The organism is Psychrobacter sp. UBA3962 (assembly GCF_002385225.1).
In the GTDB taxonomy this organism is placed as follows: domain Bacteria; phylum Pseudomonadota; class Gammaproteobacteria; order Pseudomonadales; family Moraxellaceae; genus Psychrobacter.
In genome coordinates this window covers 1-10747 of the sequence record NZ_DGDC01000031.1, presented here as the reverse complement: position 1 = coordinate 10747, position 10747 = coordinate 1, and the positions used below count along the sequence as shown (strand labels likewise).

Sequence of the window (10747 nt, the reverse complement as noted above, 5' to 3'; positions counted from 1 at the left end):
TTGTGGAATTGGTATTATCTTGTGTTTTCTCCAAAAAATCAATCAAGATATCGGCATCTTCTTCGCGGGTGAGTTTCTTCACTGAAGGCAAGTCATGCCAATAGCCTCGTAAGGCAAGACTGGTGATAGTAAATTGCTCACTGAGTTTGGTCAATAAAGGTAAATAGACCCCCGTAGTAAAGCCATTACCCCCATAAAAATGTGCAGCAGGAAGTTTGGTAGTTTCATCATTATTAATCAAACCAGACAGGTCGTAATAGCGGGCTTTTTTACTTTCTAAAGTGATCGTACGTTCGAATGTTTGCATAGTACATAGTATCCGTTTTATTTTTAGTTAACAGTTTCAATAAAAACTGGTCCTTATTCTAAAGGACGTCTTCCATAGGTATGTTTTGTAGATTAATTTTAGTGAAACACTACAGTAAATTTACCACTACTTTACCTTTGCTATGACCGCTATCTACGTGACTAATCGCCTTCTCAAAGTCGCTAAAGTCATAAATTTGATCCAGTACAGGAACAATTTCTTCTGCTTCTACGAGTTCAGCAATACGAGTCAATTGCTCGCCATTTGGCTGCATAAATAAAAAGTGATAGCGGATGCCTTGTTTTTTGGCTTTAACTCTAATAGGTAAGCTGAGTAGGGGAATAATTTTACTCATAAGCCAGTTTGCATCGATCGCTTTCGCCATGTTTTTGTCGGGTTGTCCAGCTATACTCACGACGATACCGCCAGCCTTTAGAACTTGTAGCGATTGTTCTAAAGTATCGCCCCCTTGTGTATCAAATACCACGTCATAATTTACCAGCTCATCAGTAAAATTAGTCTTTTTATAGTCGATGACGAGGTCTGCCCCTAAGTCTGCCAGCCAATTGGCATTCTTGGCACTTGCCGTTGTAGCGACGTAGGCCCCTAAATGTTTAGCAAGTTGAATGGCTATAGAACCCACACCCCCAGAACCGGCATGAATTAGGATTTTTTGACCACGTTTCAACTGGGCTATTTCTATTAGGGCCTGCCAGGCTGTTAGCGCAACTAAAGGTAGAGCAGCAGCTTGCGTCATAGAAATATTCTTAGGTTTCAGCGCAATTGAAGTTTCTTTAAGCGTTGTATATTCAGCGAAAGAACCTTGCTTATCGGTCTTAGCAAAAATCTCATCGCCCACTTTAAATTTGCGAACATTTGCACCCACTTTAACAATAATTCCTGCCAAATCATTGCCTAAGATGAAAGGAAATTCTACTGGTATAACTGCTTTAAATTCGCCTTCGACCATGCGCAAATCCAATGGATTAATACTGACTGCATGTACTTTAATTAAAACCTCATCACTCTGAATGAGTGGTGCAGGTTGGTCGCCAAGTTGAATTTGATCAAGATTGCCGTAATGGCTTATATAAGCGGCTCGCATAATATGCTACCTAAAATTGAGGATAGTAAGGGAGTTCAATAGCCCACATCGCGCAAGTAAAACTTGGAAAGTCAGAGCATGTTTCATAACAAGATAATAATATAAAAATATGCATGTTACTACTAAAAAGATAGTTACTATACTGAAATAAATATTTTCAATATTTCCAGAGCTTCAAAGTACGGGTAGACGCCTAATTTTAGTATTAATCGATTATCTGCTAGGTATATAGAAAGATTTGCTATTAGCGTGATGAGACATATTTATATTGATTCAACAGTTCGCTCTGAAGTGGAGCTTGATTATAGAATGGCGGTGATGCATGACTCTAAATATTATATTGTGCTATTATATAGTGCACTATATAATAGCGCATGTTATTTATAGAGCACTGCATAGTATAGCTTTCCAATTTATAGTGTTCAGACGATAAGTCCCACAGATGTGAATCTATTATTTTGACGATTAATTTTATATATGGAGCATCATGAAAAAATCTATTACAGAACTAGAAGATAAGTCATTATCGCCTCATCCTATGGGGGTTAGTAATGAGTTATCCTTCGCCTTGTATGGCGCTGCCAATCGTATGATGCAGCTTCACAAACCCTTTCTTAAGCCACTTGGGCTGACATTTTCACAATACTTAGTCATGCTCGAATTATTTGCTGGAACGCCGCGTACAGTAGGGGATCTTGGTACCAGATTAAATATGGAAACGGGCACCATTACGCCTATCCTTAAGCGACTTGAAATTGCTGGTAAAGTGACGCGAGCACGTGATGTGGAAGATGAGCGTCGCGTCTTAATAAATCTCACTTCAGCAGGTGAGGCGCTAAGAGATGATGTACTAGCTATTAGCGGGCAAATAAGAAGTGCGTGTAAGCTCGATCAGAAAGGTGCTATGGACTTAAAAGATACCCTTAATGACCTTGCTTGGCCTGCCACTCATTAACCTTTACAAAGTTTTGATACAAGATACTTGCGATAAATGTAGTTATATATCGTAACGGAAGAAAATGCGGATTATCAGCATCAGATGCACTGAGTTATCGGTCAGATTTTACGGAAATATGGATAGATCGATAATCTACTTTAAGCTAAATTAGGAGTTCAAAAAATGAAACGTCAAATGATTCTCGGCATGCATTTAGGCAATGGTCATGGTGCGACTGCTGATGCATGGCGTATGCCCGGCACTGATCCCCGAGCCTATACTAGCTATGATGCCAAAGTCAAACAGGCACAGGCAGCTGAACGTGGCAAATTTCAGTTCCTATTTTTGCCCGATGGACCTTACACTATCACAGGCGATCTGAATCATGAGCCATCAGGGTTCAACCTCGACGTAATGATGACACTGGCCGCTGTGTCACGGGAGACCAAAAGAATTGGTATGGTCGCTACTGGCTCGACTACTTTTAATGAAGCCTTTAATCTGGCGCGTCAGTTCAAAGCGCTAGATATCATGAATCATGGAAGAACCGGCTGGAATGCTGTGACGTCAGCTAGCGATGATGTCGCTGCCAATTATGGCCAACGCATTCCTTCGAGTCAGGAGCGTTATAAACGAGCACATGAGATGATTCAGATTATTCAGGCCTTGTGGGGGAGCTGGGGAAAAGATGCTTGGGTGACCAATCAGGAAACTGGTGAATACGCTAAAGCCGACCAAGTCGCTCCAATCAATCTAGGTGGGGATTATGTGGCATCACGGGGACCGTTATATATCCCGCCCTCTGAACAAGGTCAACCCGTAATCTTTCATGCTGGAGTTGCTAGCCCCAACTCACTAGACATTGCAGGCCGCTATGCTAGTGGTTTTATTGGCGCAGCTTATACCATTGATGATGCTCGCAAACAGCGTGCCGCCTTTCGTAATGCTGTGGAGAAGTCTGGACGTAACCCTGACGAATTTAAGTTTTTTGCCGGTCTAATTACCAGTATTGCAAATAATAAGCGCGAGGCACTCGACCGTCGTATTAAGCTGGTCGGAAAGACACTGGATCAACGTGCTGGGTATTTGCAACATATGCTGGGGGTGAGATTGGACATGAATGATTTGGATCAACCGCTTTCACCTGATCAGCTGTCACAAGCTCGAGCTATGGGAGGTGATACACGTGCAATAAGAGCATTGGAAATTGCCCATGAAGGGTGGAGCGTCCGTGACATTCTGGCTCATGGGGTAATCGATTATCAACCAGTGGTTGCTGGAACAGTGACTGAGGTAGCGGATCATATGCAGGAATGGTTTGAAGCTGAAGCCTGTGATGGTTTCTGGGTTATCCCTGATGCTTATCATGACGGATTAGATGACTTTGTAGATGGTGTGGTGCCGATCCTTCAAGATCGTGGATTGTTTCATCTTGATTATGAGGGAACGACTCTACGCGAGCATTTGGGTGTGCCTGAGCAATATGGTATTGATCCGCGCATTATGGGTGTTAATAGTTAAGGCGGCTGAAACTTTCTTTACACTAAACCCTTCTTTTTCGGTGTATCGCACGTTTGCCAATTTCTATCCCTGTATTTTTATCAATGACGATAGGCTCTATCTCAGCGCCTGTTTCTGTATCTATAAAAGCGGGCATAAGTGACGGATCATCATAAGGCTTATGTCTGCGACTCCAATCGCCTAGCATAAATAATATAGGCAATATCTCTTGCCCTGCTGGTGTCAGTAGATACTCCTCACGTGGGGGATGTTCAGAATAATATCTTTTTTCAAACAACCCTTCTTCAACTAAGGTGGCCAAGCGCTTGGTAAGTACTGATGGCGCAATACCCAAACTGGTGCGAAATTCGTCAAAGCGAGTAAGACCCATATGGGCATCTCGTAAAATAAGCATAGACCACGCATCACCAAACACAGCAATACTGCGGGCAATAGGGCAGGCTGCAAGGTTGGGTTTATTTAAGGGTAATTTAGCCATAATAGTTACTATTGGTTTTTTATTAAATAAAGCTTATTGTACCGCAAATGGCGATGGTTTAAGTGAACTGACTCCGATTTCAACGTTGTTCTATCTTCTATGTCTAATCAAAATTTCGAATAGCAAATACTATTATATTTGTAACTTATGCAGAATCATTGTATAACGTAGGGTCTGAAAAATAGGGGTTGTTTAGACACTATGGCTTTTTGCCTTGCATAACATAGATGGAAGTCTAAATAAGCGTTAGTTTAAATTAAGTTTTAGGAAACGCCATGCTTCGTTTTATAGCGCGTCATAGTACGTTAATTATGCCACTTTGCGCCGTTGTGGGCTTTATTTTTCCAGACTTATCCAATGCAGTATTGGCCTATTTGCCTGAAGTGCTGTTTTTCCTAATGTTTTTTACCTTATTGGGGATTGATCAATATGCGCTGTTAAAGCGTATTGCGACACGCTATGTCTGGGGCTTTGCAGTGCTACAAAGTGCGGGCATGAGCCTAATTTTAGTATTAATCAGTTATGCGCTCGGTGTCCGTGGCGACTTGCTGTTGGCGATTGCAGGGCTTGGTGCCACCGCGCCTTTGTTCGGGAGTGGGGCACTGGTCAATGCCGTGGGCTTTGATGCACAGCTGGCCATGGCAAAAACGATTTCTGCTACGTTGGTTATGCCTTGCACCTTATTGGGCGTATTGTGGTTATTGGGCGATAAGAACGCTCATTTAGATTTGGTCACTTATGTCCAACGCTTGGTGGTGTATATCATTATGCCCATGGTACTTGCGGTGCTGGCACGCCGCTTCATTGCCCCTGCTGTTTTGTCTCGCTATTATCCCAAGATTGGGCAGTTTAATATTTTACTGCTGCTGCTATTTCCACTGGGATTAATGGCCGGGTTTCGTGAGACATTTGATAACGATCCATGGCAAGCGTTTTCCTTACTAATGCTTAGCTCTGTGTTGGCGTTGTTCTTTTATTTCAGCGCTTATTTTGTATATCGACGTTTTGGCTATGAAAATGCTATCGTCGCAGCGATAGTATGTGGTGGACGCAATGTGTTATTGGCTTACACCATCACTGTTCCTTTTATGGGTACCCTGTTTTTACCGTTATTGGGTGCTTTTCAACTCCCAGCGTTCTGCTTACCACTACTTGGCAAATATATGGTGCAACGTCATAAGCAACATCAGCAGTAATTTTCTGAGTAACAGACATCGTTTATCTTCACTAATACCGTTATCAGCTAAATATTACTTTTATTTTTTTAGGCAGCTTATGTGAAGGTTTAGTTTTTTTATCTTTTTTGTCTTGTTATTTAGTTGCATTAGTATGCAATGGGAATATCCCTTACATCGCTACTGATATTAATAGTGCTTAGCGTTGCTGCAATTTTTGTTGAGCGCTTTGTTGACGACGCTGATAAGCGTGATAAAAAACAAAAGGCAACACCACAAAATTCATCAATACCCCATAAATGGCTGAGGGAAGGGCAAACGCTGAAAGCTTATCAGACTGACTTAGCAAGCTGGCTAGTGCAATGCCCATAGCCCCATTTTGTAAGCTGACTTCGATAGCTAAGGTCTTACGCTCGGCCGAATCAAGTTTGAATAAATTCGATAGTAATAAACTCAAACTCAGAAGCAAAAAAGCCATCAGTAAAACCAAAATACCAATGTCCGTAATTTGAGACATTAGCAGGTCCCAATCGCTAATAGTGGCACCTATTACCATTAAGCCAAATAATATATTTGCCACCTGTTGTAATCGGTTTTGGTATTTAGTGACAAAAGCGGTGAAATAATGACGAGCGGCAATACCTAGCAACACAGGTACGGTAGTTATCAGTAATACTCGCAGCGATAGAGAAGTAATAGAAAAATCTACTGGCAAAGCATTAAAAAACATTGGGTATAAAAACTGAACCCACAGCGGTACGGTTAAGATGGCTATCATACTGGTAATAGCGGTAAGCGCAATAGATAAGGCTATCTTGCCCCCAGCGTACCAGCTCATCATATTACTGGTGATACCGCCGGCACAAATACTAAGTAGCATAATGCCGAAGCCAAGCTGACTGGGTACATCGAACAAGCTGACCAATACATAGGCCACAAGGGGCACTAACAGCAGCTGCATCGCCAAACCTACTACTAGTGCTTTGGGTTGTACTAAGACCTGTCTAAAGTCAGAAAGTTGGGTTTGTAAACCTAAGGCAAACATGATGTAAGCCAAAAATAATGGTAAAAGCTGGAACATAATTTCTCTCTATTTAATGGCTTTATAATTTTATCGTAGGGCTCTGTAAAATCCTGCCACTTAGCCATAGGTATCTATATAAGTTTTATAGTAGTCTCAGCAAAGTATATTCGTATAGTAGGGGGGTAGTGATTCACAAGCTCATTAAAGTTAAGCCACTGGAATAGTCCAGCCATTTTGCTATAACCAATCCTCTAAATGCTGACCTGTACTTTTAAGCAATTCAAGTGAGACTTCGATTTGCCAGTGTCAGTAATAGCATTGACTCACATCGTGTGCATGTATTTGAGCGTCTTGCATGCTGATGAGTAGATACCAAGTCGCCAATAGCTTATCTTGTTTATTATAAATCCGGCTGAATACGAGCAATTTTATATTATGGTGCTTACATCTCTACCTATAGTTTATAATTTAGGTAGAGATGTGAAAATAGGCAACCTAATCAGGGCGTTTTTTTTCGATATACTACCCAATAGTATTAATCGTATCGCTACCAATATTTACTAAACAATATACCCTAGCTCATAAAACCTGTTCCCAGTGAAGCTAGAATAAATGCTTTGTAAACTTACTCCTCATCAATGGGTCAAGATTTGTTTTAGCCTATCGCGCATATCACCAGTTAAACATTTTCTGCGGTATTTTGTGACTAACACTAACAATGTGACTAGCACTAACAAAACGGTAGTTTAGCTGACAAATACAGTGATAATAGGATTTTAGTCGACTGCTTATAATCGATGACATATAGAAGCAGTGCTAGATTATTTCCATATTCTATACTGCTCACAAGCCAAGTCTAAAGCCTACAAATACCGCGTTTACCCAAACTAAGCACAAGCTCTTTAGTCAAGAAAGAGAAAATAGCTGATTTTTTCTGGTTGAAGAGGGTCAACAGCCCATTTTTACTGAGTCTCCTGCTTAAAGTTCATACTGCTTTTAGCAACTTCTTCAAGAGTCGTGCTAAGTTACAACGTTTCAAATCTAAGGAAACCGCCAAGCGTAGTTACCAGTGTCCCCGATATAGCACTATAAGCTTTGAATAGGGTAAATAACATTATAAAGAACCGTAAGCTTTCTCTGATATAGCAGGACTTGCTACTGTATAAAGAGCTTCACCAATACAATATTCGTAAGTATGGGTGTATTGGCAAAGGTGATAGCACAATATTAGATTGAGGTTGCTATAGGCCGCAAAGGTTCCCACACTATAAATATTAAGTTTAGTGGTGGGAGTATATCAATAGAAAAACGATAACTTTAGTTTTCTTAGCAACTAAATGAGTTGTGAGGATTAAAAAAGGTGTGAGATAAGTATGGCTGTGGAAATTTACAAGACGCATAGAAGTGTAGTTTATGCAATTAGAGAGGCAACTAATCTATATTTACTTGAAGAAGGTCGCCAAAAGGACATATCTAGAATTCTAGAATATTATGTAGAAGTTGATAATTATAAAGGAGATATGATCCCTATACATATAGTAAATAAAGAGTTTGGCGCTATATGTGATTTTTTCCAGGATACTTATCTGGGCTTAAAGGTGTATTCAAAAATGAATTTTGAATCAATACCTTTTTATGAATCTATAAATGAGTGCATAAAACCATTTTTAGATATTAATGAACAGGTGCTGTTATTGTTAGCCAGTAGGTTAGTGCACTGCTTTTTCCCACTTTTCACTGGAGCAATTACTCCTGAATGGGTACTCGAAAAAAGTCAAATCAGGTGCGATTTAGTTCTCAAAGAAGAGTATGCCTTGAATAAACATCAAATTGATGGGGTGCTGGTAATTATTTATAGGATTATGGAAGAGTTTTGTCCAAAAGTTATACAAAATATAAAGATTAGCCATCGAAAGGGTACATATAAATTAGATTACTATAAGTCAATCTTCAAAGTTCCTATTGAGTGTAGTCAAACAACAAGCTTGGTATATGGATTTGAAAATAAAGATGATGGCAGTAATGCTATCGATTTTCTCATACAGAATGGAGAAGATATTGGAAAAAAACTCCTTATTAATCCTCTGTTAAATCTGCTTTCGTTACAGGTTACTAAACTTAGCTATAAGCAACGATGTGCAATTGTTATTGAAACTCTATTAGGGTTTACTGAACCTACGCGTTGTAATGTATCGAACGCAATGAATATAAGTGTTAGCACATTGCAACGAAGACTTAGAGATGAGGACACTTCATTTCAAGAGGTTCTAGAAGAAACTAGAAAGCATCTTTCAAAGTCATATCTAGCAGAAAAAAATGTATCGACTAATGAAATTGCTTACTTGTTAGGATATAGGTCTGCTAGCCAATTTTTTAAATGTTTTAAAGGTTGGTTTGGCATGACTCCTAAGGCTTACCGTGATAGTTGTATATAAATTTATGTGATTATGAGTCAATACATTATAAATTTATGTGATTATGAGTCAGTTGAAATTAACGATAATCTATAATGCATTAAGAAATTATATAATTATATATAAGATATGACATTGGTGGATTTCAAGCAAATTTAATCTCATTGCTGGAAGTTTAGTGAGCATAAAATATATGAAATATAAATTCTTATCTAGCTTATTATGTTTATCTGTTGTAACAGGCTGTCAAACACTTAATACACCCATCAACCAAGATATCAGTACAGAAGATGGTGGGCGTCAACTAAATAAAATTGAGAGTGTCCAATGGAACAAAACAGGTGATGCCTATGTTGCTCAAGATAGCTCCCAACTAGAAGCTAATCAAAGCCAAGTAGTATTTATACATACTAGCTTAGAGCAATCTCCCTCAAGCAGCATCAATATTGGTATCGATGGGCTGTTCCATACCAGCTTGCACTCAGGTCACTATTCACAATCTCTCGTTTGTAATGGCGACCAAATCATTGGTGTTCAAAATAGTATCTCGTATAACAGTACTTTCAATGAGCAAACTCTCACACCCTTCTTTAATGCTCAGCAAACATACTATTACCAAGTAGAGCTAGATTCCAAAACAAACCAAGCCTCTATTAAATCTGTAGAAGAGTCAGTAGCCCTAAAGCTGTTACAAGGGCTCAATGAACAAACACACCAAAAAAATAGAGTAGAGGCAAAAAACTGTGTCCTTACTACAAAAGACACTGCACAGGTCGAAGAGCCTGATCAGGTAAATAAACCTATGACGGTTGATGTGCTCTTTGATTTTGATAGTGCAAAAATTAAACCAACTTATCAACAGCGACTTCATGATGTGGCTAATTTTTTATCAACTAACAGGGATGTGAAAGCTATATTTGAAGGTCATACAGATAGTGCAGGTTCAGCAAGCTATAATTTAAAGTTATCTCAAGCTCGTGCTGATGCTGTAAAAGCAGAGTTGGTTAATAAGTATGGCATTGATCGAAATAGATTGACGACCAAAGGATATGGGAAGTCAGAACCAATTGATACTAATGAAACAACTAAAGGGAAGCAGAACAATCGCCGAGTGATTGTCATTATTAATGAAACTCAATAGAGATATAACATCAAAGTAAATCCCTTTGTTTGTATTTAGCTATTTATTAGAACCCTTATTGTTATAAATGTTCAAAGACTACCATTATGAAAATAGTAATTGTTAAAGTAAATAACGCCACACAAACTATCGCTGAGCACAAAGTAGTAACTCAAGATGCTAAACCAACAGTGATCAAAGCAGCTAGTGAAGTAAACTATGAACTGGTTGACAAAGCAACAGGGAAAGCCCCTCAACATATCATCACCAAAAGAGTAGGCAAAGACCTCCACGTATTGGTTGATGAGGAAGATCAAGAAAGCAATCTAATTATTGAAGGGTTCTATCACAGTCCAGATAGTGCTTTAATCGGTCTTGCTGAAGACGGAGCTTATTATTACTACGTTCCAGACTCAGGTGAGATTACTGACTTCGTTACAGAATTATCTTCTGGTGACATTACAGGTCAAGCTCTTGGAGGTAAAGCACAATTAGCCCCTTGGTGGGTTGGTGCTAGTCAATCGGATAGTTTTAATGCATTACCTTGGTTAATGGGATTGTCAGGGCTTGGTATTGCTGGTGCAGCTTTAGGCGACTCGGACAGCGATTCAGACTCGGGCAGTGACTCTGAAGCACCTAGCGCACCGACTGAGGTTAAAGTGGGTA

At 39.6% G+C, this 10747-nt stretch carries 9 protein-coding genes and 1 pseudogene; 6 read left to right on the top strand and 4 right to left on the bottom strand.

Going from position 1 to position 10747, the window contains the following annotated elements:
* Window positions 1-307: pseudogene (locus B3S92_RS07880) on the bottom strand (alpha/beta hydrolase); the annotation flags it as partial.
* Window positions 308-416: 109 nt separating this feature from the next.
* Complete coding sequence (locus B3S92_RS07875) at window positions 417-1412, bottom strand: NADP-dependent oxidoreductase (protein ID WP_296204640.1); 996 nt, start codon at window positions 1410-1412, stop codon at window positions 417-419.
* A 487-nt stretch (window positions 1413-1899) separates the two neighbouring features.
* Here B3S92_RS07875 and B3S92_RS07870 point away from each other — a divergent pair, with 487 nt between their 5' ends.
* Window positions 1900-2367, top strand: a complete 468-nt coding sequence (locus B3S92_RS07870) for a MarR family winged helix-turn-helix transcriptional regulator (protein WP_296204636.1) — start codon at window positions 1900-1902, stop codon at window positions 2365-2367.
* A gap of 165 nt (window positions 2368-2532) precedes the next feature.
* A complete protein-coding gene (locus B3S92_RS07865; protein ID WP_296204634.1) occupies window positions 2533-3870 on the top strand; it encodes an NtaA/DmoA family FMN-dependent monooxygenase in 1338 nt (445 codons plus the stop codon).
* A 22-nt stretch (window positions 3871-3892) separates the two neighbouring features.
* Here the strand turns inward: B3S92_RS07865 and B3S92_RS07860 are convergent, their stop codons facing one another.
* Window positions 3893-4348, bottom strand: coding sequence for a winged helix-turn-helix transcriptional regulator (locus tag B3S92_RS07860; RefSeq protein ID WP_296204631.1), 456 nt, complete (start codon window positions 4346-4348; stop codon window positions 3893-3895).
* Window positions 4349-4623: 275 nt separating this feature from the next.
* On the opposite strand from B3S92_RS07860, the gene B3S92_RS07855 reads away from it, so the two are divergent.
* Complete coding sequence (locus tag B3S92_RS07855; RefSeq protein ID WP_296204627.1) at window positions 4624-5544, top strand: lantibiotic ABC transporter permease; 921 nt, start codon at window positions 4624-4626, stop codon at window positions 5542-5544.
* 178 nt (window positions 5545-5722) lie between these two features.
* Here the strand turns inward: B3S92_RS07855 and B3S92_RS07850 are convergent, their stop codons facing one another.
* Window positions 5723-6604 (bottom strand): bile acid:sodium symporter family protein, encoded by an 882-nt coding sequence (locus tag B3S92_RS07850; RefSeq protein ID WP_296204625.1) that lies wholly within the window; start codon window positions 6602-6604, stop codon window positions 5723-5725.
* A 1316-nt stretch (window positions 6605-7920) separates the two neighbouring features.
* Between B3S92_RS07850 and B3S92_RS07845 the strand changes: the two genes are divergently transcribed.
* From B3S92_RS07845 to B3S92_RS07835, 3 genes are all read left to right on the top strand, one after another.
* Window positions 7921-8982, top strand: coding sequence for a helix-turn-helix domain-containing protein (locus B3S92_RS07845; RefSeq protein ID WP_296204623.1), 1062 nt, complete (start codon window positions 7921-7923; stop codon window positions 8980-8982).
* A 172-nt stretch (window positions 8983-9154) separates the two neighbouring features.
* Entirely contained in the window at window positions 9155-10102 is a 948-nt protein-coding gene (locus B3S92_RS07840; protein WP_296204622.1) for an OmpA family protein, read from the top strand.
* A gap of 86 nt (window positions 10103-10188) precedes the next feature.
* Window positions 10189-10747, top strand: a 559-nt coding sequence (locus B3S92_RS07835) for a hypothetical protein (RefSeq protein WP_296204619.1), incomplete at its 3' end; no start/stop codon positions are given.

What these genes read in the sequence shown, in the direction of transcription:
- B3S92_RS07840 (WP_296204622.1), top strand. Translation starts at nt 9,155, where the DNA reads ATGAAATATAAATTCTTATCTAGCTTATTATGTTTATCTGTTGTAACA.
- B3S92_RS07850 (WP_296204625.1), bottom strand. Translation starts at nt 6,604, where the DNA reads ATGTTCCAGCTTTTACCATTATTTTTGGCTTACATCATGTTTGCCTTA.
- B3S92_RS07865 (WP_296204634.1), top strand. Translation starts at nt 2,533, where the DNA reads ATGAAACGTCAAATGATTCTCGGCATGCATTTAGGCAATGGTCATGGT.
- B3S92_RS07860 (WP_296204631.1), bottom strand. Translation starts at nt 4,348, where the DNA reads ATGGCTAAATTACCCTTAAATAAACCCAACCTTGCAGCCTGCCCTATT.
- B3S92_RS07870 (WP_296204636.1), top strand. Translation starts at nt 1,900, where the DNA reads ATGAAAAAATCTATTACAGAACTAGAAGATAAGTCATTATCGCCTCAT.
- B3S92_RS07855 (WP_296204627.1), top strand. Translation starts at nt 4,624, where the DNA reads ATGCTTCGTTTTATAGCGCGTCATAGTACGTTAATTATGCCACTTTGC.
- B3S92_RS07875 (WP_296204640.1), bottom strand. Translation starts at nt 1,412, where the DNA reads ATGCGAGCCGCTTATATAAGCCATTACGGCAATCTTGATCAAATTCAA.
- B3S92_RS07845 (WP_296204623.1), top strand. Translation starts at nt 7,921, where the DNA reads ATGGCTGTGGAAATTTACAAGACGCATAGAAGTGTAGTTTATGCAATT.